Origin of the sequence: Terrimesophilobacter mesophilus (genome assembly GCF_014200375.1) — a bacterium.
GTDB lineage: Bacteria > Actinomycetota > Actinomycetes > Actinomycetales > Microbacteriaceae > Terrimesophilobacter > Terrimesophilobacter mesophilus.
On the sequence record NZ_JACHBP010000001.1, the window covers coordinates 82,211 to 103,557 of the forward strand.

The 21,347-nt window shown below is 66.9% G+C and carries 21 protein-coding genes; 18 read left to right on the forward strand and 3 right to left on the reverse strand.

Features of this window, described 5'->3' with window-relative positions:
- Nucleotides 1–2 precede the first annotated feature (2 nt).
- From pdxS to BKA04_RS00440, 11 genes are all read left to right on the forward strand, one after another.
- Nucleotides 3–908 (forward strand): pyridoxal 5'-phosphate synthase lyase subunit PdxS, encoded by a 906-nt coding sequence (gene pdxS / locus BKA04_RS00390; protein WP_104094639.1) that lies wholly within the window; start codon nt 3–5, stop codon nt 906–908.
- Between the two features lie 18 nt (nt 909–926).
- A complete protein-coding gene (gene pdxT, locus BKA04_RS00395; protein WP_104094640.1) occupies nt 927–1,511 on the forward strand; it encodes a pyridoxal 5'-phosphate synthase glutaminase subunit PdxT in 585 nt (194 codons plus the stop codon).
- Nucleotides 1,512–1,529: 18 nt separating this feature from the next.
- Complete coding sequence (locus BKA04_RS00400; protein ID WP_134542206.1) at nt 1,530–2,147, forward strand: hypothetical protein; 618 nt, start codon at nt 1,530–1,532, stop codon at nt 2,145–2,147.
- Nucleotides 2,148–2,180: 33 nt separating this feature from the next.
- A complete protein-coding gene (locus BKA04_RS00405; RefSeq protein WP_104094642.1) occupies nt 2,181–2,945 on the forward strand; it encodes a YebC/PmpR family DNA-binding transcriptional regulator in 765 nt (254 codons plus the stop codon).
- A 15-nt stretch (nt 2,946–2,960) separates the two neighbouring features.
- Nucleotides 2,961–3,539, forward strand: coding sequence for a crossover junction endodeoxyribonuclease RuvC (gene ruvC / locus BKA04_RS00410; RefSeq protein WP_174719831.1), 579 nt, complete (start codon nt 2,961–2,963; stop codon nt 3,537–3,539).
- Nucleotides 3,536–4,150: a Holliday junction branch migration protein RuvA gene (ruvA, locus tag BKA04_RS00415; protein ID WP_104094644.1), complete on the forward strand. Its 615-nt coding sequence runs from the start codon at nt 3,536–3,538 to the stop codon at nt 4,148–4,150. The genes ruvC and ruvA overlap by 4 nt, the downstream gene beginning before the upstream one ends.
- Nucleotides 4,147–5,184, forward strand: coding sequence for a Holliday junction branch migration DNA helicase RuvB (ruvB, locus tag BKA04_RS00420; RefSeq protein WP_104094645.1), 1,038 nt, complete (start codon nt 4,147–4,149; stop codon nt 5,182–5,184). The genes ruvA and ruvB overlap by 4 nt, the downstream gene beginning before the upstream one ends.
- A gap of 89 nt (nt 5,185–5,273) precedes the next feature.
- Nucleotides 5,274–5,678, forward strand: a complete 405-nt coding sequence (yajC, locus tag BKA04_RS00425) for a preprotein translocase subunit YajC (RefSeq protein ID WP_104094646.1) — start codon at nt 5,274–5,276, stop codon at nt 5,676–5,678.
- Nucleotides 5,679–5,780: 102 nt separating this feature from the next.
- The gene (gene secD / locus BKA04_RS00430) at nt 5,781–7,502 is read left to right on the forward strand and encodes a protein translocase subunit SecD (RefSeq protein WP_104096539.1); all 1,722 of its coding nucleotides are present in this window, start codon (nt 5,781–5,783) and stop codon (nt 7,500–7,502) included.
- Nucleotides 7,502–8,494: a protein translocase subunit SecF gene (gene secF / locus BKA04_RS00435; RefSeq protein ID WP_104094647.1), complete on the forward strand. Its 993-nt coding sequence runs from the start codon at nt 7,502–7,504 to the stop codon at nt 8,492–8,494. Before secD ends, secF begins: the two co-directional genes overlap by 1 nt.
- A gap of 54 nt (nt 8,495–8,548) precedes the next feature.
- Nucleotides 8,549–10,849, forward strand: a complete 2,301-nt coding sequence (locus BKA04_RS00440; protein ID WP_104094648.1) for a RelA/SpoT family protein — start codon at nt 8,549–8,551, stop codon at nt 10,847–10,849.
- Here the strand turns inward: BKA04_RS00440 and BKA04_RS00445 are convergent.
- The 3 genes from BKA04_RS00445 to BKA04_RS00455 form a co-directional block, all read right to left on the reverse strand.
- On the reverse strand, nt 10,836–11,393 hold the full coding sequence (locus BKA04_RS00445) for a type IV toxin-antitoxin system AbiEi family antitoxin (RefSeq protein ID WP_104094649.1): 558 nt from the start codon (nt 11,391–11,393) through the stop codon (nt 10,836–10,838). The two genes, BKA04_RS00440 and BKA04_RS00445, sit on opposite strands and share 14 nt — an antisense overlap.
- A 132-nt stretch (nt 11,394–11,525) precedes the next feature.
- The gene (locus BKA04_RS00450; protein ID WP_408646462.1) at nt 11,526–12,761 is read right to left on the reverse strand and encodes a DUF349 domain-containing protein; all 1,236 of its coding nucleotides are present in this window, start codon (nt 12,759–12,761) and stop codon (nt 11,526–11,528) included.
- Between the two features lie 98 nt (nt 12,762–12,859).
- On the reverse strand, nt 12,860–13,561 hold the full coding sequence (locus BKA04_RS00455; RefSeq protein WP_232841910.1) for a peptidylprolyl isomerase: 702 nt from the start codon (nt 13,559–13,561) through the stop codon (nt 12,860–12,862).
- Nucleotides 13,562–13,742: 181 nt separating this feature from the next.
- Here BKA04_RS00455 and BKA04_RS00460 point away from each other — a divergent pair, with 181 nt between their 5' ends.
- The 7 genes from BKA04_RS00460 to BKA04_RS00490 all read left to right on the forward strand — a co-directional run bounded on the left by BKA04_RS00460 (nt 13,743) and on the right by BKA04_RS00490 (nt 21,334).
- A complete protein-coding gene (locus BKA04_RS00460; RefSeq protein ID WP_104094652.1) occupies nt 13,743–15,071 on the forward strand; it encodes a replication-associated recombination protein A in 1,329 nt (442 codons plus the stop codon).
- A gap of 190 nt (nt 15,072–15,261) precedes the next feature.
- Entirely contained in the window at nt 15,262–15,891 is a 630-nt protein-coding gene (gene rpsD / locus BKA04_RS00465; RefSeq protein WP_104094653.1) for a 30S ribosomal protein S4, read from the forward strand.
- A 32-nt stretch (nt 15,892–15,923) separates the two neighbouring features.
- On the forward strand, nt 15,924–16,148 hold the full coding sequence (locus BKA04_RS00470) for a hypothetical protein (RefSeq protein ID WP_104094654.1): 225 nt from the start codon (nt 15,924–15,926) through the stop codon (nt 16,146–16,148).
- Between the two features lie 14 nt (nt 16,149–16,162).
- Nucleotides 16,163–18,820 (forward strand): alanine--tRNA ligase, encoded by a 2,658-nt coding sequence (alaS, locus tag BKA04_RS00475; protein WP_104094655.1) that lies wholly within the window; start codon nt 16,163–16,165, stop codon nt 18,818–18,820.
- Nucleotides 18,821–18,850: 30 nt separating this feature from the next.
- Nucleotides 18,851–19,309 (forward strand): Holliday junction resolvase RuvX, encoded by a 459-nt coding sequence (ruvX, locus tag BKA04_RS00480; RefSeq protein ID WP_104094656.1) that lies wholly within the window; start codon nt 18,851–18,853, stop codon nt 19,307–19,309.
- Between the two features lie 5 nt (nt 19,310–19,314).
- Complete coding sequence (gene mltG / locus BKA04_RS00485) at nt 19,315–20,502, forward strand: endolytic transglycosylase MltG (protein ID WP_104094657.1); 1,188 nt, start codon at nt 19,315–19,317, stop codon at nt 20,500–20,502.
- Nucleotides 20,495–21,334 carry a shikimate dehydrogenase family protein gene (locus BKA04_RS00490; RefSeq protein ID WP_104094658.1) on the forward strand — a complete coding sequence of 280 codons (840 nt, stop codon included), beginning with the start codon at nt 20,495–20,497 and terminating at the stop codon, nt 21,332–21,334. Before mltG ends, BKA04_RS00490 begins: the two co-directional genes overlap by 8 nt.
- Nucleotides 21,335–21,347: the final 13 nt, after the last annotated feature.

Genomic DNA, 21,347 nt, shown 5'->3' on the forward strand with positions numbered 1-21,347 from the left:
GCATGGCCAAGACCGAGAAAAACACCGCAGAACTGGGCACCAGCCGCGTCAAGCGCGGACTGGCCGAGATGCTCAAGGGCGGTGTGATCATGGACGTCGTGACCGCTGACCAGGCGAAGATCGCCGAGGATGCCGGCGCGGTCGCCGTCATGGCTCTCGAACGGGTTCCTGCTGACATCCGCTCGCAGGGCGGCGTCGCCCGGATGAGCGACCCGGATCTCATCGACGGCATCATCGAGGCCGTGTCGATCCCCGTCATGGCGAAAGCGCGCATCGGCCATTTCGTCGAGGCCCAGATCCTCGAAGCGCTCAAGGTCGACTACATCGACGAATCCGAGGTGCTGAGCCCCGCCGACTACTCGAACCACATCGACAAGTGGAACTTCACCGTCCCCTTCGTGTGCGGCGCGACCAACCTCGGCGAGGCGCTGCGCCGCATCACCGAGGGTGCGGCGATGATCCGCTCGAAGGGCGAGGCGGGCACCGGAGACGTGTCGGAGGCGACCAAGCACATCCGCACGATTCTCGGCGAGATCAATGCGCTCAAGTCCAAGACGAAGGACGAGCTCTACGTCGCCGCCAAGGAGTTGCAGGCGCCGTACGAACTCGTCGCGGAGGTCGCGGCGACCGGAAAGCTCCCCGTCGTCCTGTTCACGGCAGGCGGAGTCGCCACGCCGGCGGATGCCGCTCTCATGATGCAGCTCGGCGCCGACGGCGTGTTCGTCGGATCCGGCATCTTCAAGTCGGGCAACCCTGCCCAGCGCGCGGCGGCGATCGTCAAGGCGACGACGTTCTTCGACGACGCCGCTGTGCTCGCGGATGTGTCCCGCGGACTCGGTGAGGCCATGGTCGGAATCAATGTCTCCGACCTGCCTGCTCCCCACCGGCTGTCCGAGCGCGGCTGGTAGGTCACCAAAACGTCCGCATTGCGCATCGGCGTTCTCGCGCTCCAGGGGGACTTCCGGGAACACATCTCCGTACTGAAGGGCTTCGGGGCGGATGCCGTTCCTCTGCGTCGCGCGAGTGAACTCTCCGAGGTCAACGGCCTCGTCATCCCGGGCGGAGAGTCCAGCGTCATGGACAAACTCGCCCGCACCTTCGAGTTGCGCGATCCGCTGCGCACGGCGATCGCTGACGGACTGCCGGTGTACGGCACGTGCGCAGGCCTCATCATGCTGTCGACGAACATTCTGGACGGCATCGAGGGGCAGGAGAGCCTCGGTGGCATCGACATCGACGTCCGGCGCAACGCGTTCGGGTCGCAGACGGACTCCTTCGAAGTCGATCTCGACGTTCCGGCGATCGGGGAGGCGCCGCTCCACGCGGTGTTCATCCGGGCTCCCGTCGTCGAGCGCATCGGGGACGGGGTTGACGCTCTCGCAACGCTCGAAGACGGCCGCGTCGTCGCCGTGCAGCAGGGCAACCTGCTCGGCACGTCGTTCCACCCCGAGATGACCGAGGACCACCGCTTCCACTCGTACTTCCTGGACAGGGTGCGCGCGTCACGCTGAGCGGCCATGCTGGGTGGCATGAAGATCTACTCCGACTTCCCTGCCCGTCGCACACTCCAGATCGCCGCCGATCTGCTCGCCGTCGCCGTCATGGCCCTCGGGGTCTGGCTCGGTGTCGCAATCGCCTCCACCATCGCGGTGTTCGCCGTCGTGGGCAGGCAGCTCGAGAGTGCGGGGCTCGGCTTCCAGGGAGCGATGGCGGATGCCGGCGACGTTCTCGGGCGGTTGCCGATCATCGGCGACGCTGCGCGGGCCCCCTTCGATTCCGCGAGGGGCACGGGAGGGGCACTCGCCTCGGCCGGCAGCTCCACGGAGAACTTCATCCTGTCGACCTCCGTGGTCGTCGGGGTGATCGTCGCGGTTGCGATCGTCGCGATCGTGCTCTGGGTGTGGCTGCGACGACGCATCCGGTTCGCGCGCAGGGCCACGGAGGCGAACAGGCTCGCCAGGATGCCGGGCGGGTACCACCTTCTGGCGCTGCACGCGCTCGTCGGCGCCTCCAAAGCCGAACTGACCGCGATCGCCCCTGATCCCGTTGCAGGCTGGCGTGCGGGTGACGCCAGGGTGGTCCGCGCGCTCGCCGAGCTTGAGCTGCGACGGGCCGGTGTGCGGCTGCCGGCGGATCCGGCTCGGTAGAATACCGGGGGACATCCGAGAGAAGGGCGCACCGTGAGCGGGCATTCCAAGTGGGCTACGACCAAACACAAGAAGGCGATCATCGACTCCCGCCGCGCGAAGTCGTTCGCGAAGCTCATCAAGAACATCGAGGTCGCTGCGAAGATCGGCGGCGCAGACCTCTCCGGAAATCCCACGCTCGTCGACGCCATCCAGAAGGCGAAGAAGACGAGCGTACCGAATGACAACATCGACCGCGCCGTCAAGCGTGGAGCGGGCCTCACCGGAGAGTCGATCGACTACCAGACCATCATGTACGAGGGTTACGGCCCGCATGGCGTCGCCCTGCTCGTCGAGTGCCTGACCGACAACAAGAATCGCGCGGCCGCCGAGGTGCGCACGATCATGTCCCGCAATGGCGGGACCATGGCCGACCCTGGCAGCGTTGCATACAACTTCAACCGCAAGGGCGTGATCTCGATCACGAAGGTCGACGGGGTCAGCGAGGACGACATCCTCATGGCCGTTCTCGACGCCGGCGCGGAGGAGGTCAACGACCAGGGCGGCGGATTCGAGGTCATCACCGATCCGGGGCAACTCGTCGCCGCGCGCACCGCGCTGCAGGAGGCCGGGATCGACTACGACTCCTCCGAGGCCGAGTTCGTGCCGAGCCTGACGGTCGATGTCGACGCGGAGACCGCGCGCAAGGTGTTCCGACTCATCGATGCGCTCGAGGACAGTGACGACGTTCAGAACATCTTCGCCAACTTCTCGATCCCCAGCGACGTCCAGGCCGAGCTCGACGCGGACGAGGACTAGGCGACGCGGATGTCGTTGCGGGTGCTGGGCGTCGACCCGGGGCTCACGCGCTGCGGGGTCGGAGTCGTGGACGTCGCACGCAATCGCACGGCGACGCTCGTGGCCGTCGACGTCATCCGCACGTCGAAGGACGCGGACCTCGAGGAACGCCTGCTGGCCATCGGGAACGGTCTCGAGCGGATGCTCGACGAGTTCCGGCCGCACGCGGTGGCGCTCGAACGCGTCTTCTCGCAGCAGAATGTGCGCACGGTCATGGGCGTCGCCCAGGCGAGCGGCGTCGTGCTCTTCCTGTCCGCCAGGCGTGGTCTTGCGGTCGGACTCCACACCCCCACGGAGGTGAAGGCGGCGCTCACCGGGTTCGGCGGTGCGGACAAGAAGCAGCTCGGCGCGATGGTCGCCCGCGTGTTGAGACTGGATGCCGTGCCGACGCCCGCGGATGCGTCCGACGCGCTCGCCCTGGCGATCTGTCACGCCTGGCGCTCTGGTGGTACTGCGGCACCGACGGGTGCCGCGCTCACACCCGCGCAGGAGGCATGGCGCGCCGCCGAGCGGTCAGCGGGAAGGACGTCGGGCGACCGTAGGCTGGGGACATGATCGCTGCGGTGAGGGGAACGGTGCTCGCAGTGGCCGGCACGAGCGCGATCATCGAGGTCGGCGGGGTCGGACTTCAGGTCGCGGTGACCCCGTCGCACGCGCTCGAACTCCGCATCGGCACGGAGGCCAGCATGCGCACCGCGCTCATCGTGCGTGAGGATGAGCTCGCGCTCTACGGCTTCGCGGACCAGGACAGCCGCGAGCTCTTCGACCTGCTGCGCGGAGTGAGCGGGGTGGGTCCGAAGTCCGCCATGGCCGTCCTGGCCGCGCTCGCCCCCGCCGATATCGCGTCTGCGGTGGCCAGGGAGGATGACGCTGCGTTCCGGAAGGTCTCCGGCATCGGGCCGAAGACGGCGAAACTCATCATCGTGTCGCTTGCCGGGAAGGTCCATGTCGCTGCGGGCACCCGCAGCGGCCCAACCGCGAGTCCCACGATCTCCGAGAACGTCCTCGTGGCGCTCGTGGGCCTCGGCTGGTCGGAGCGGGTCGCCGCGCAGGCCGTCGACGACGCGATCGCCGCGGCATCAGAGTCGGAGCGCGACTCCGTGCCGACCCTCCTCCGTCACGCCCTTGCGCGACTCACCCCCGGTTCAGGGCCGGTGCCCAAATGACGAGGGACGAGGACCCCACGACAGCGATCGTGCGGCCGACCCCGGAATCGGAGGCCGAACTGGCGTTCGAGGGTGCGCTGCGCCCGAAAAATCTCGCGGAGTTCGTGGGCCAGGAGAAGGTGCGCGCCCAGCTCCAGTTGCTCCTGGATGCGGCGCGGATGCAGAACCGCACCCCCGACCACATCCTGCTCGCCGGCCCACCCGGCCTCGGCAAGACCACCCTGGCGATGATCGTCGCGGAGGAGAGCGGACATCCGCTGCGGATCTCGAGCGGCCCGGCCATCCAGCACGCTGGAGACCTCGCAGCAGTCCTGTCGTCGCTCGTGCCGGGCGAGATCCTCTTCATCGACGAGATCCACCGGATGGCGCGCTCCGCGGAGGAGATGCTCTACCTCGCGATGGAGGACTTCCGCATCGACATCATGGTCGGAAAGGGCGCCGGCGCGACATCCATACCGCTCGATCTCGCCCCGTTCACGCTCATCGGGGCGACGACCCGGTCGGGACTGCTGCCGAACCCCCTGAGGGATCGTTTCGGATTCACGGCGCACCTGGAGTTCTACGAGACGCATGAGCTCGAAGAGGTTCTCGTGCGCGCCTCGCGGCTTCTCGCACTGGAGATCGCCTCCGACGCGACGGCGGAGATCGCGGGGCGCAGCCGTGGGACGCCGCGGATCGCGAACCGTCTACTCCGCCGCGTTCGCGACTACGCGCTCGTCCACGACACCGACGGCCTGCACGCGGTTCACGCCGCGCTCGAACTGTACGACGTCGACGAACTGGGCCTGGATCGCCTCGACCGCGCCGTTCTCTCGGCCATCCTCGCCCGCTTCGACGGCGGCCCGGTCGGCCTCAACACGCTCGCGGTGTCGGTGGGCGAGGAGTCGGAGACCATCGAATCCGTCGTCGAGCCGTTTCTCGTGCGGGTGGGCCTCCTGACCCGTACTCCTCGCGGTCGCGTCGCCACGAAGGCGGCCTGGCGACACCTCGGCATGACGCAAGAGTCACCGGGCCTCTTCGGGGATGACCTATAATTCAACCTGGCCCGCTCCTTTGCGGCGAACCGTCGCGCTGATTTCTTCTGGGCGGGCCACAGACAACTTCGGAAGGCCCCCTCGCCACCATGGATTACACCCTCATTCTCATCGCCGTCGTTCTCGCGGTGTTCGTCTTCTTCCAGTTCCGCAGCTCACGGAAGCGCCAGAAGGATGCCGCAGAGCGTCTCGCGACGCTGCTGCCCGGTGTCGAGGTCATGACGAACTTCGGTCTGTACGGAACCCTCGTCTCGATCGACGAGGAAGAGAACCTCGCGTTCGTGGAGATCGCCCCCAAGACGATCGTGAAGCTGCATCGCCAGGTGATCCTCAAGGCAGTCGACCCCGTCATCCCCGAGGAGACGGCCGACGAGGTTGCCGAGGAGAACGGGCCGGAGCTCAATACCTCGAGCGCCGTTCCGATGACCGAGCCCGAGTACGGGGAGCGGACCAAGAAGCCCTCGCGCAAGAAGCCGGCTTCGGACTCCGAGTAACCGCCAGCACCCTGTTCCCAGTCCACTCCCTAGAAAGCTGAGTCACACGTGGCGGCACGCTCAACCCCGGTGAAGAAGGCATGGCGTTCGCTCACCTGGCTCATGGTGATCATCGTCGGGCTCATCGCCATCAATGGCGGCGGAGCATTGCTTGCCGGGTGGAACTGGGTTCCCAAGCTCGCGCTCGACCTCATCGGCGGGACGCAGATCATCCTTGCCCCGAAGCTCGAGAGCGGGCAATCGGTCAGCGCTGACCAGCTCAACCAGGCCGTGTCGATCATCCGGCAGCGCATCGACGCCGCAGGAGTCTCCGAGTCGGAGATCAACACGCAGGGTTCGAGCAACGTCGTCGTGTCGCTGCCGGGCATCCCGGACCAGGCGACGATCGATCGCATCGAGTCCTCCGCGAAGCTCGAGTTCCGTGCCGTCATCCAGACGGATGCCGCGGCCGTGTCGAACGTGGGAGAGACCCCTTCGCCCAGCCCGTCGCCCGGCGCATCCGACTCACCGGCGCCGTCGACTTCTCCCGAGCCCGCACCGTCGATCTCACCCAGCAATGCAAGCGACCCCGCGTGGGTGACCCCGGCGCTGCAGAAGCAATTCGACGACTTCAACTGTGCGGATGTCGAGAAGGCGAACACGAACGTCGCGCCGGCGGATAAGCCGCTCATCACCTGTGAGATCAACGGGACCCTCACGGATGCCCTGCCCGACTACAAGTACATCCTCGGCCCCGTCGAGGTCTCCGGTGAGCGCATCAAGGACGCGACGAACGGCCTCGTCGCCAACAGCCAGGGTGTGAGCACCAACCAGTGGGGCGTCAACATCGTGTTCGACGCCGAGGGCGCCAAGCAGTTCGGTGAGGTCACGACGCGTCTCTACGGCCTGACCGGAGCCCGCCACCAGTTCGCGATCGTCCTGGATGGCCAGGTCATCTCAGCGCCGACGACGAACGCCGTCATCACGGACGGAAAGCCGCAGATCACCGGATCCTTCACCCAGGAGACCTCGAAGACCCTCGCCGACCAGTTGAAGTTCGGCGCCCTGCCGATCGGATTCCTCGTTCAGAGCAAGGAATCGATCACGGCGACGCTCGGAACGACCCAGCTGCTGAGCGGTCTCCTCGCCGGGGCCATCGGCCTCATGCTCGTCATCGGCTACTCGCTGCTGCAATACCGGACCCTCGGGCTCGTGACGGTCGCATCGCTCGTCGTCGCGTTCTCGATCACCTATCTCATCGTCACGATCCTGTCCTGGCGCGAGGGCTATCGCCTCTCGCTCGCCGGCGTCGCCGGCCTCATCGTGGCGATCGGTATCACCGCGGACTCCTTCATCGTCTACTTCGAGCGAATACGCGACGAATTGCGCGATGGCCGGGTGCTCGTGTCCGCCGTCGAGGCCGGATGGAAGCGTGCCCTGCGCACCATTTTCGCCTCGGATGCCGTGAACTTCCTCGCCGCGATCGTGCTCTTCCTGCTTGCGGTCGGCAACGTGCGCGGCTTCGCCCTCACGCTCGGCCTCACGACCATCGTCGACGTTCTCGTCGTGACGATGTTCACCCACCCCATGATGCAGTTGCTCGCGAACACCGAGTTCTTCGGCGGTGGGCACCGGTTCAGCGGTCTTGATCCGAAGGCGCTCGGTGCCGTGTACCGGGGCCGTGCCCAGTTCAGGGCTCCGGCGGCATCCGTGGGGAGCGGAAAGGCCGCATCGGCCAGCAAGGAGGCCGCTCGGCGACAGACGATCGCCGAACGCAAGGCCGCGGAGCTCGCGGCGGGGAAGCCCGGAACATCCAGTCAACGGTCCAAAGGAAAGGATTCCTGATGGCCAGCTTCTCCCAGTTCGGCAATGACCTCTACACGGGCAAGCGCTCGTACGACTTCGTCGGAAAGAAGTACCTCTGGTATGCGATCGCGATCGTCCTCATCGCGCTCGCGCTCGGCATCACGCTCCTGCGCGGAGGCTTCGAGTTCGGTATCGAGTTCCGGGGCGGGTCGCAGTTCGAGATCAGCAAGACGACGAACCTCGACCAGACGTTCGCCGCCAACGCTGTCACCGCCGAGGTGCCGAAGGCCAACCCGAGGGTCACGGTCATCGGCGGCAGCTCCGTCCGCATCCAGACCGACCAGCTCACCAACGCACAGAACGACCAGGTGAGGGATGCGCTGGCCGCGGCATACGAGGTCACACCCAAGCAGGTCACGGCCTCGTACATCGGCGCGACCTGGGGCGCCGACATCACCAGCACGGCCATCCGCGGCCTCATCACGTTCCTCGTGCTCGCGGCGGTCGTCATGGCGATCTACTTCCGTACCTGGAAGATGTCGCTTGCGGCCATGATCGCGCTGCTGCACGACCTCATCATCACGGCGGGCGTGTACGGCGTCCTGCAGTTCGAGGTCACACCGGCGGCGGTCATCGGATTCCTGACGATCCTCGGATACTCGCTCTACGACACGGTCGTGGTGTTCGACAAGATCCGGGAGAACACGATGGAGGACGGAGGAGAGACCCGGCGCACGTTCTCGGAGTCCGTCAACCTCGCGGTGAACCAGACGCTCGTGAGATCGATCAACACCTCTGTGGTCGCCCTCCTCCCGGTCGGCGCGATCCTGTTCATCGGGGCGGCGCTCCTCGGCGCAGGAACGCTCCGCGACATCTCGCTCGCGCTCTTCATCGGCATGCTCGTCGGCACATACTCGACGATCTTCATCGCGGCCCCGCTGTATGCGCACCTGCGCAGCTCAGAGGATGCCATCCAGAAGCAGTCGAAGAAGCTCCTGCAGAGCCGTAAGTCCGCCGCCGTCACGGAGTAGCGCCTTCGGCCGGATCCCAGAGCAGAATGCTAGTTTTGCAGGGGAGGAGGCGCGATGACTGAGACGAAACCTCCCCTCGTCGTGCCCGGCGGAGACGCTGTCTCGGCCGCGGATGCCGCGCACGTCCCTGCATCCGTGCGGCGGAACCTGCTTCCTCGGATCTTCTCCCGCGCCCAGCCGATCGGCGCCGTCGAGCGCCTCGTCAAGACGGTTCGGACGCATCATCCCAAATCAGACACCGGGCTCATCGAGCGCGCATACTCTGCTGCGCAGCGTGCGCACGAAGGGCAGCTCCGCCGCAGCGGGGAGCCGTACATCACGCATCCGCTCGCCGTCGCACAGATTCTCGCCGATCTCGGTATCGGCCCCGTGACGATCGCAGCGGCACTGCTTCACGACACGGTCGAAGACACCGATTACACGCTCGCGTCCGTACGCAAGGATTTCGGCGACGAGATCGCCATGCTCGTCGACGGAGTCACCAAACTCGACAAACTCAAGTACGGGGACAGCGCCCAGGCCGAGACCGTGCGCAAGATGGTCGTGGCGATGTCGAAGGACATCCGGGTGCTCGTCATCAAGCTCGCCGACCGTCTGCACAACGCGCGGACCTGGGGCTTCGTCTCGCCGGAGTCCGCCGCGCGCAAGGCGCAGGAGACACTCGAGATCTACGCGCCGCTCGCCCATCGACTGGGGATCCAGGCGATCAAGTGGGAGCTCGAGGACCTCTCCTTCGCCGTGCTCTATCCGAAGCTCTACGTCGAGATCGAAGGCCTCGTCAAGGAACGTTCGCCTCAGCGCGAAGAGTTCGTGCACGAGGTCATCGACGCGGTCAACGAGGATCTGAAGGCCGCGAAGATCCGCGGGAAGGTCGCCGGAAGGCCGAAACAGTTCTACTCGATCTACCAGAAGATGGTCATGCGGGGGAGGGAGTTCGACGAGATCTACGACCTCGTCGGCATCCGGATCCTCGTGAACTCCGTGCGCGACTGCTATGCGGTGCTCGGCTCGATCCACGCGAGGTGGAATCCGATCCCCGGACGATTCAAGGATTACATCGCGACGCCGAAGTTCAACCTGTACCAGTCGCTACACACGACCGTCATCGGGCCGCACGGCCGCGCGGTGGAGATCCAGATCCGCACGGAGGAGATGCACCAGCGTGCGGAGTTCGGCGTCGCCGCCCACTGGAAGTACAAGGATCGGATGAACGGCGGCAGGTCGACGGGGATCGCGCCGGACACCGACATGGCGTGGCTCGCCCACATCACCGACTGGCAGGCGGAGACGAGCGACCCGGGAGAGTTCCTGGAGTCGCTGCGCTTCGAGATCGGCGCGAAGGAGGTCTACGTCTTCACTCCGCACGGGAAGGTCATCGGCCTGCCCGCCGGGGCGACACCCGTGGACTTCGCGTACGCCGTGCACACCGAGGTCGGACACCGCACCATGGGCGCGAAGGTCAACGGGCGGCTGGTCCCGCTCGACACCGCGCTCTCCAGCGGTGAGGTCGTCGAGGTCTTCACGTCGAAGAATCCGGATGCCGGGCCGAGCAAGGACTGGCTCGCGTTCGTCAAGAGCCCCCGGGCCCGTAACAAGATCAAGCAGTGGTTCACGAAGGAGCGGCGCGAGGAGGCCGTCGAGCAGGGCAAGGATGCGATCGCCCGCGCCATGCGCAAGCAGAACCTTCCGCTGCAGAAGCTCATGAGCCAGGACTCGTTCAGCGAGGTCGCCGCCCAGTTGCGCTACGAGGACGTCTCCGCGCTCTACGCGGCAGTCGGCGAGGGGCACATCTCCACTCAGTCGGTGCTCGAGAAGGTCGTCGCGAACCTGCAATCCGACTCGGAGAACGATGAGTCAGAACTGCCGATGCCGGTCAAGGGCCGTTCTCGCCCTCTGCGCAACACGGAGTCGGGTGTGCTCGTGCGCGGGGCGCCGGACATCCTGGTCAAGCTCGCGAAGTGCTGCACGCCGGTACCGGGCGATGAGATCGTCGGATTCGTGACGCGCGGCTCAGGAGTCTCGGTCCACCAGGCGGACTGCAACAACGTGGCCTCGCTCGTCGCCCAGCCGGAACGCATGATCGAGGTGGAGTGGGCGCCGACGAATTCGAGCGTGTTCCTCGTGCAGATCCAGGTCGAGGCGCTCGACCGGGCCGGACTGCTCTCCGATGTCACGAGAGTGCTCTCGGAGCATCACGTGAACATCCTCTCGGCGACGGTGCAGACCTCGAGCGACCGACTTGCGCTCAGCAGGTTCCTGTTCGAGACCGGCGACACGACTCATCTGGATCGCGTGCTCAACGCCGTGAGGAGAATCGACCAGGTCTACGACGTGTACCGGGTCAGCGCGGGCTGACCTGGGCGACCGGGCGGAACGCCTCGGTGAGCACGGAGATCGCCCGATTGCGGTGCGGGAGGTTTCTTCGGGTCTCGATGACGGCCGTGCAGTCCTCGAGCGTGAACCCTCTGCCGAGGCGGGAGAGCGCGACGATGATGGCACCGTTCGCGTGAGGGGCTCGCGCCATGTCGATCGCGGTGCGCAGCGGTGTCGTCACGGGCATGCCCCCGAGCGTCAAGACATCCTCCGGGCCGATGACGACCTCCCGGAATGCCTGGCGAGCCGTTGACAGTGGTCGATAGCCGCTCGTCGCGTCCACGCACAGCTGCAGCCGCGCAGGCGGAGAGGTCAGCAGACCGTAGATCCACGCGGCGGTCAGCTGTTCCGCGATCGCTCTCGGGCCGGCCTCCGCGGCGACGGATGCTGCGCGCAGGTCAGCGCAGGGTATCGAATCGGTCGGGCAGAACGCTCCACCGATGGGCAGCAGTTCTCCGTCGAGCGCTGCAGCGTGCAGCTCCGGTTCCGGCAGGTCGATGCGGGAGAGCACGGCGGGCAGTCGCATCCGACCATCGTCGCCCCGACGGGGAAGCCGAACGCGGGTCCGGGGCGCAATTGTGCACAACGCGGGCCTGTGGAAAGGAGACGCGGCGGAGAAGCGATACCGCGGAGAGGAGACGCGGCGGAGAAGCGGCGCCTAGCCGATCGCGGCGAGCCACGCCTTTCGAGCCGCAAGGGCCTCCTCGGCCTCGGCGACCCTGGTGGAGTCGCCCGCCGCAGTGGCATCCGCGAGCTCCTGCTCCAGCTTTGCGATCGCGTCTTCGAGCTGGCTCGCAAGGCCCTCGCTCCTGGCCTTCTTCTCCGGGTTGTTACGGTGCCAGAAGTCCTCGTCGAGCTTTCTCACGGCCGCCTCGACCTTGCGCATCCGGTCTTCGACCGTGCGCACCTTGTCTCTGGGAACCTTGCCGATCTCATCCCAGCGGCGCTGGATCGAGAGCAGGGCGTCTTTTGCGGCGTCGCGATCGGTCGCCGTCAGGAGGGGTTCTGACTCCTCGAGGAGCGCGAGCTTCTTCTCCAGATTGGCGCTGAACTCCGCATCGTCCCGAGCGTCGACCTCGGCCTTGGCCGCGTACAGGACATCGCCTGCGGCCTTGAACCGTGCCCAGAGCGAATCATCGACCTTCTTGCCTGCCCTCCCGGCGCGCTTCCATTCGTCGAGCAGCGTCCGATACGCGGGGATGCCGTCCACGCCCTTGGTCGAGAGGGCCTCGGCCTTCTCCGCGAGTTCCTGCTTGCGCAGTCGAGCATCCTTGTGGACGGTGTCGAGTTCGGCGAAGAAGGCCTTGCGGTGCGTCTCGATCGTCGTGCGGGCGGCTCGGAACCGCTTCCAGAGCTCATTGCTCTCCGCCTTCGGGAGGCGCGGACCGTCCTGCTGATGCTTCTGCCAGCGTTCGAAGAGCGCGTCGAGGCTTGCGCTCACGCTCTTCCATTGCGCCTTCGCGAAGTCCTGGGCGGCAAGGGTCTCGACCTCGGCGACGAGGGCCATCCGGTCCTGGACGGCGGTCTCGACGGCCGCCTTCGCCTCAGCGGCCTGCTTCTCCGTCAGCTCGTCGACGGTCCCGTGGAGAGCATCCAGACGGGCCTCCAGGGAGGCGAGATCTCCCACGGCGTTCGCGTCGGCGATGCTCGCGCGCAGCGTGGAGACCGTCTTGGCGACATCCTGCGCCGCAGTGCCGCGCTTGACTCGCTGCTCCAGCAGCGTGACCTGTCCGGCCAATTCGACGAACTTCCGTTCGAAGTAGGCCAGCGCCTCCTCCGGTGTGCCATCCGGGTACTGCCCCACCGAGCGCTCGCCGTCCGACGTGCGCACGAAAACAGTGCCGGTCTCGTCAACCCGGCCCCACGGTGCTGGGGTGTTCTCCAACTGTCCCACCTTGCCGATATCGCTGTGCCTGCGGTCGGGCGAAACCCGCACGACCGATCACAAGCCTATTGCACCGGCCCGCACGGGCATGGCCGGGCCTGCGCCGCCTACTGGACGGTGACGGCCGTGATCGAGGTCGGAACGGCTGGACGCCCATCCGGCACGCCGCCCACCGTTCCCGCATCGGCGATCGCCGAGATGAGCGCATCGAGGCCCTTGGTCACGTGTCCGAAGATCGTGTACCCACCGGCAGCATCGTTCGGAATGGTGCCGTCGGCGAGCATGATGAAGAACTGGTGGCCCTGGGAGTACGCGGCGCCGCCGGCACGGGCGAGCGCGATCGTCCCTGCGGGGTAGACCGAGTCGGCCGGTGCATTCTCGATAGGTCCGTACTGGAAGGTCGGGTCGCCTGCTCCTGTGCCATCGAGCGACCCGCACTGGATGAGCCGCGTGGGAGCCGTGGTCAGCCGGTGGCAGGTCTTGCCAATGAAGTACTTGCTCGAGACCTCGTCGACGAAGACGGCGACCGCCTGGGGCGCCACCTTGCCGTCCAGCGTGAAGTCGAGGGGCGTGGAGTTCAGCGTCAGCGTTCCGGTCCAGTCCCTGCCGTCGGCGGAGGAGGGGTCGGGGATGTCGCCGATGTTCTGCCCGGTCGACGGGTCGACGGGCGACGACGGCGATGCGGAGGGCTCAGGCGCGGGCACACCGGGGCCCGCCGTGAAATACACCACCTGGGTCACCGCAGCGAGGGCGGCCACGAGAACGGCGCCGGCGATGGCGAAGAGGTTGTCCCTGCGGCGTCGGCGCACCTGTTCCTGGTGAACTCCCTGACGAGCGTTGAATCGACGCAGTCTTTCGCGTGCCTCGCGTGCCTCGCGTTCGGCTGTCCTGCTCCGTGCCACGTCGCTCCTTAGGGGAATCTTGCATGAGTGCCCAGAAGTACATTACCCGCCGGGCTGCACGCCGGAGGTCGCAACTACCATGTCAACTATGGTCGATCAGCCGGGGCTCTACAGCGGAACGAGTCCGCTTGCGGTGCGGATGCGCCCGCGAACCCTCGATGAGCTCGCCGGGCAGAAGCACCTCCTGGGGCCCGGCTCACCGCTCGTCACGCTCGCGAGCGACATCACGGGGGAGCAGGGCGCGACATCCGTCATCCTCTGGGGCCCGCCAGGCACCGGGAAGACCACCATCGCCAAGGCGATAGCGCAGAGCTCGGGCCGCAAGTTCGTGGAGCTCTCGGCGGTGACGGCGGGGGTCAAGGATGTGCGGGAGGTCATGCAGCAGGCACTGTCCTCGCGAGACCTCTACGGAAAGTCCACTGTGCTGTTCCTCGACGAGATCCACCGCTTCTCCAAGGCCCAGCAGGATGCCCTCCTGCCAGGGGTCGAGAACGGGTGGGTGATCCTCGTCGCCGCCACGACGGAGAATCCGTCGTTCTCGGTCATCTCGCCGCTCCTGTCCCGTTCGCTGCTTCTCACCCTCGAAACACTGACGGATGATGACCTCGGCACGGTCATCGACCGGGCGGTCGGCGATTCCCGCGGCCTCGGCGGTGCCGTCGAGCTCGATCCGGATGCCCGATCCGCCATCATCCGACTGGCATCCGGCGATGCACGCCGGGCCCTGACCGCGCTCGAGGCGAGTGCCGCTTCCGCTGCGGCATCGACATCCGAGGGGAAGCCCCTCGTGACCGCGGACATCGTGGCGGCAGCCGTGGACAGGGCGCTCCTGCGCTACGACCGCCAGGGTGACGAGCACTACGACGTCATCAGCGCGTTCATCAAGTCGGTGCGGGGGTCTGACGTCGACGCGTCGATCCACTACCTCGCGCGCATGATCGAAGCGGGGGAGGACCCTCGCTTCATAGCCCGCCGCATCATCGTGCTTGCGGCCGAGGACATCGGGATGGCCGACCCGCAGGCGCTGGTCATCGCGGTCGCCGCGGCCGACGCCGTGCAGTTCATCGGGATGCCGGAGGGGCGCATCCCGCTCGCCGAGGCGGTCACCTACCTCGCCACGGCGCCGAAGTCGAACGCGGCATATCTCGCCATCGACCAGGCGATCGCGGATGTGCGGGCCGGGAGGATCGGCCGGGTGCCGGCCCACCTCCGCGACGCCCACTACTCCGGCGCGAAGAAGCTCGGCCACGGCAAGGGGTACCGCTACCCGCACGACGCAGAGCTCGGCGTGCTCGAACAGCAGTACGCCCCGGACGAACTCACGGACGCGCGCTACTACGAACCGACGGACCACGGTAACGAGCGCGACGTCTCTGCACGTCTCGAGAAGCTGCGACGCATCATCCACCGCCGGTGATGGGCAACCGCCGGTGATCTGCTATTCTTGACACCGCCGACAGGAGGTTCCGCGCACGGCTGCAGCGGAATCCGCACCTGAGAAGCATCCTTTAGCCGGATGGTTTCCACGGCACATCCCTCTTCCCTGACTTTGGGCGCACCATGTCGTCCGAACCGAAGACCGATGATCTCAGTACCGAAAGGAAACCGTGTCTACCAAGTCACGCACCCGCAGCAAGACCCGCCTCTCCCGCGCCCTGGGCATCCCGCTCACGCCGAAGGCTGCCCGTTACCTCGAGAAGCGGCCATACGCGCCGGGCGAGCACGGCCGTACCCGCCGCAAGACCGACAGCGACTACGCCGTGCGCCTGCGCGAGAAGCAGCGCCTGCGCGCCCAGTACGGCATCCGCGAGGCCCAGCTCAAAATCGTCTTCCAGGAGGCGCGCCGCACCCAGGGCCTGACCGGTGAGAACCTCGTCGAGCTGCTGGAGATGCGACTCGACGCCCTCGTCGTCCGCGCCGGCTTCGCCCGCACCACTGCGCAGGCGCGCCAGCAGATCGTCCACCGCCACATCATGGTCGACGGCCAGCGGGTCGACCGCCCATCGTTCCGGGTGAAGCCGGGCCAGCTCGTGCACGTGCACCCGAAGAGCGAGCAGATGGAGCCGTTCCAGGTCGCCGCGGCAGGCGGTCACGCCGAGGTGCTCCCGAAGGTTCCCGCCTACCTCGAGGTCGAGCTCGACAAGCTGCAGGCGCGACTCGTTCGCCGTCCCAAGCGCGCCGAGGTCCCGATCACCTGTGAAGTCCAGCTCGTCGTCGAGTACTACGCTGCGCGCTAACCTTAATAGCCACACGTGAAGGAGCACCGCTCATGAAGAAATTACTGTGGCTCGTCGTCGGTGTCGGCGTCGGGTTCGTCGCCGCACACCAGCTGAACAAGACGCCTGAGGGCCGGAGGTTCTTCGAGGACATCGACGCGAAGGCTCGCGAATTCGGCGGGGCCGTCGTCGACGGCTACAAGGCACGGGAGGCAGAACTGCGCGCCGCCGTCGCGGACGCGGAGGAAGCCATTGCCGACTTCGCCAAGCGGCAGTAAGCACTGATCAGGTCGTGCAGACCGCAGAGATCCGTCGCCGCTGGCTCGACTACTTCGGAGAGCGCGGCCATACGGTGGTGCCGTCGGCGTCCCTGGTGAGCGATGACCCGACCCTGCTCTTCACCGTGGCGGGGATGGTTCCGTTCATCCCCTACCTGACCGGGCTCGTCCCCGCGCCGTACCCGCGTGCGACGAGCGTGCAGAAGTGCATCCGCACCCTCGACATCGAGGAGGTGGGGAAGACCCCGCGGCACGGCACGTTCTTCCAGATGAACGGCAACTTCTCCTTCGGCGACTACTTCAAGAAGGAGGCCATCGAGTTCGCCTGGGAGCTCCTCACGGGCTCCGAGCAGGACGGCTTCTACGGGTTCTCGCCGGACGATCTCTGGGTCACGATCTACGAGGACGACGACGACGCCTTCCGGTTCTGGAAGGACACGGCCGGGCTTCCGGATGAGCGCATCCAGCGCCTCGGCATGGACACCAACTACTGGTCGACCGGGCTCCCGGGTCCAGCGGGCCCCTGCTCGGAGATCTTCTTCGACCGCGGACCGGCATACGGGGTCGACGGGGGACCGGCGACCGACGACGACCGCTACGTGGAGATCTGGAACCTCGTGTTCATGCAGTACCTCCGCGGAGAGGGTCGTGGCAAGAACGACTTCGAGATCCTCGGCGAACTGCCCAGGAAGAACATCGACACCGGCATGGGCCTCGAGCGCGTCGCGTTCCTCAAGCAGGGCGTCGAGAACATGTACGAGATCGACCAGGTCCGGCCCGTCCTCGATCGCGCGGCGGAGCTCTCCGGCAAGCGATACGGAGCCGACCACGACGATGACGTGCGAATGCGGGTGATCGCGGATCACGTCCGCTCATCCCTCATGCTCATGGCCGACGGTGTGACGCCATCCAATGAGGGGCGCGGTTACATCCTGCGCCGCCTGCTGCGACGCAGCGTTCGGGCGATGCGGCTGCTCGGGGTGGACACGGCGACGTTCCCCGAACTCTTCCCCGCCTCCCGGGATGCCATGAAGGCGGCGTACCCGGAGGTCGATACGGACTACGCACGGATCGGACGACTCGCCTACGGCGAGGAGGAGACCTTCCTCAAGACGCTCGAGAGCGGAACCAGCATCCTCGACGTCGCTGTCGAGAAGGTGCGGACCTCCGGCGGGAAGAAGCTCGAAGGGGATGTCGCGTTCCAGTTGCACGACACGTTCGGGTTCCCCATCGACCTCACCATGGAGATGGCGGAGGAGGCCGGCCTCACGGTCGACCGTTCGGCGTTCGAGACGCTCATGGCACAGCAGCGCAATCGGGCGAAGGCGGATGCGCGGGCCAAGAAGACCCTGCTCGCCGACCTTTCGGTCTACAGCGACTTCCGCGCGAAGGGCGAGACGGTCTTCACCGGATACGAGTTCCTGGAGACCGACGGCACGGTGCTCGGGATCATCGTCGGAGGGGAATCCGTGCAGCGGGCGCGCGTCGGGGACATCGCCGACGTCATCCTCACCGAGACCTCGCTCTACGCGGAGTCCGGCGGCCAGGAGGCCGACGCCGGCCGCATCGTCGGGGAGGGCTTCGAACTCGAGGTCCTCGACGTGCAGCGCCCGGTCAAGGGACTCGTGAGCCACAAGGTCGAGGTCACGAAGGGTGAGGTGGGGGTCGGCGATGCTGCGACGAGCATCGTCGACGCAGCGTGGCGCCGCGGCGCGACCCAGGCCCACTCGGCGACCCACATCATCCACGCCGCACTGCGGGAAGTGCTCGGCCCGCAGGCTCACCAGGCCGGCTCGTACAACAAGGCCGGATACATGCGGCTCGACTTCAACTGGAACCAGGCGCTCTCGCCGGCGACGCGCACGGAGATCGAAGAACTCTCGAACAACGCCATCCGGAACAATCTCGAGGTGGAGACGAAGGTCATGCCGCTCACCGAGGCGAAGGCGCTCGGGGCCATGGCGCTCTTCGGCGAGAAGTACGGCGAGACGGTGCGCGTCGTCGAGATCGGCGGTCCGTGGTCTCGCGAACTGTGTGCGGGCACGCACGTGTCCCGCAGCTCGGAGATCGGCCTCATCAACGTCGTGAGCGAGGCGTCGGTCGGGTCGAGCAACCGCAGGATCGAGTCCCTCGTCGGAATGGATGCATTTCGGGACCTCGCGACCGAACGGGCGATCGTCTCCCGGCTGAGCACCGAACTCAAGACACCCCGAGAGCAGCTGCCGGAACGCATCGCAGGGCTCATGGCGAGCCTCAAGGAGGCCGAGAAGAAGATCGCCGCATACCAGTCGGCTGCGCTCGGCGAACGAATCCCTGGGCTTGCGGATGCCGCCGTGCGGCGCGGCGGGCTCACGAGTGTCATCGAGAACCTCGGCACCGTCGCTTCCGCCGATGATGTGCGCACCCTCTCGTTGGGCGTGAGAGGGCGGCTGGGGAACGAACCCGCGATCGTCGCGTTTTTCGCCGACGTCGCGGAGAAGCCCATCGTGATCGTTGCCACCAATGACGGGGCGCGTGCGCTGGGGGTCAGGGCAGGGTCGATGGTTTCGATCGCGGCCGGCGTTCTCGGCGGCGGCGGAGGAGGCAAGGACGACATCGCCCAGGGCGGCGGTACGAGCGTCGCCGCCATCCCTGAGGCGGCCGATGCGCTGCGCGCGGCACTGCCCGCGTGAGCATGCCCGCGTGAGAATGCGCCCGTGAGTATGCGATCGGGCAGGCGGCTCGGCATCGACGTCGGGACGGTACGCATCGGCGTCGCCGTGTGCGACATCCACGCCGTGCTCGCGACTCCTCTCGCGACGGTCGCTCGTGGCGCCGGGGATGTCGCAGAGGTCATCCGGCTGGTCGGTGAGCACGAGGCCATGGAGGTCGTCGTCGGGCTTCCGCTCGCGCTTTCCGGTTCGCGAACGGCGTCGACCGAGGATGCGATCGGTTTCGCGGAGCGCATTGCGGCGGCCGTCGCCGTCCCGGTGAGGCTCGTGGATGAGCGTCTGTCGACCGTTTCAGCTCAACGCGCGCTGCAGTCGACCGGTCGGGACGTTCGCAGGTCGCGCCCGGTCATCGACCAGGTCGCCGCCACTATAATTCTGCAGGATGCTCTCGACTTCGAGCGGTCGAGCGGAACCCCACCGGGCGAGCGAGTCGCCCCGGACGAAGGATAGGCGCTGTGGCAGACGAACCACGTTGGGACGAGATGTTCTCGTCGCAACCCGCCGCCGATCCGACAGCGCCGCAGCCGCCCTCCCGCCGGGCCGCGCGCGAAGCGGCGACGCGTCCGAAGAAGCGCCGCCGCTGGATCGGATGGGTGGTCGCTGTCGTCGTCGTCCTGGGCCTGGCGGGCGCCGGCGCCGGTTATGTGTGGGCGAACTATGAGCCGCAGGTGCGGAAGGCGCTCGGCTGGGAGCTTCCGCCGCCAGACTACGTCGGGCAGGGGTCGGGGCAGGCCACGATCGTGATTGCGAGCGGTGACACCGGAGTCGAAGTGACGAATTCGCTGCTCGACGCCGGGGTGATCAAGAGTTTCGGAACGTTCTACAGCCTGCTCCTTGCGCAGAAGCCCGCGGTCGAGTTCTATCCGGGCTATTACGTGCTGTCGGAGAAGATGAGTTCGGCTGCTGCTCTCGCTGCGATTCAGGATCCTGCGAACCGGGTCGAGCGCACGGCCCTGATCCCAGAAGGCAAGAGCATCGACCAGGTGTTCGAGATCCTGAGCACGGCGACAGGTATCTCCGTGGCCGATTTCGAAGCGGCGGCGAAGAATCCAACCGACTACGGGGTGTCGAAGGACGCACCCAGTCTCGAGGGCTATCTCTTCCCCGCCACATACAAGTTCGATCCGAGCGTCGACGCGCGCTCGGTGCTGAAGACCCTCGTCGACCGGACCTTCGCCGCTCTGGATGCCGCAGGGGTGGCTCCGAAGGACCGGCTGCGTGTGCTCACCCTCGCCGCGCTCATCCAGCGTGAGGCCGGCCGCGACACGAAGGACTTCTACAAGGTCTCCCGTGTGTTCACGAATCGGCTGAAAGACGGTTGGCACTTGCAATCGGATGCGACCGTGTCCTACGGCACCGGAAGGACCCACACGGTGTGGACGACACCCGAGGAGCGCGCAGACAAGTCGAACAAGTACAACACCTACGCGAACCCCGGGCTCCCGATCGGACCCATCGGTGCGGCAGGCGATCTCGCGATCGATGCGGCACTGCATCCGGTGGACGGACCATGGTTCTACTTCGTGCCGGTGAACCTGGACACCGGTGAAACGGTGTTCTCGGTGACTCTGGAGCAGCACAACGCGGCGGTGCGTCAGCTCCAGGAATGGTGTCGTACGACGCAGAGCCCGAACTGTGACTGATTCGCGGCTCCGTCTGGCGGTTCTCGGGTCGCCGATAGCGCACTCGAAGTCCCCGGCGCTGCACAGCGCCGCGTACCGAGTGCTCGGGCTCCCGTGGACGTACGAGGCCGTCGAGGTCCGCGAGGATGAGCTCGGAGAGTTCCTGGCGGGACTCGACGATGAGTGGCGGGGGCTCTCCCTCACCATGCCGCTCAAGCGCGACGTCATCCGCCATCTGACCACGGTCGACGACTTCGGGTCGATCACGGGCGCCGTCAACACCGTGCTGGTCGGCGGCGACGCGCTCAGAGGATTCAACACGGATGTCTCCGGAGCGGAGCGGATGCTGGCCGAGGCGTTCCCGGACCCGCTCGACTCCGCCCTCCTGCTCGGCTCCGGCGCCACAGCGGGTTCGCTTCTCGTCGCCCTCTCGCGTCGCGGGGTGCGCCGTGTCACGGTGTGGGCACGATCCCTCGAGCGCGCGGCGGGCGTCGAGGCGGTCGCGGAGCGCGTGGGCGTGAGCATCGATGTGCAGCCCTTCGGTTCCGAACTCGAGCTTCCGGATGTCGTGGTCAGTACGCTCCCCGGAACCGCCGAACTGCCGATGGGCCTGCCGCGAGGGCTTTGCTCCACCGTGCCGCTCGTCGACATCGCCTATGCCCCACAGCCCACCGCGGCGGCACGATCGTGGCGGGACGAGGGCGGCGCGATCGTCAACAATGGCATCGGGATGCTCGTCTACCAGGCGCTCGCCCAGGTGAGGATCTTCGTCGGGGGAGACCCGGAGATCGAGCTCCCGGACGAGGGCGCTGTGCTCGCCGCCATGCGGGGGGCGGCGTTCGGAACCGCGTGATCATGGGAGGATG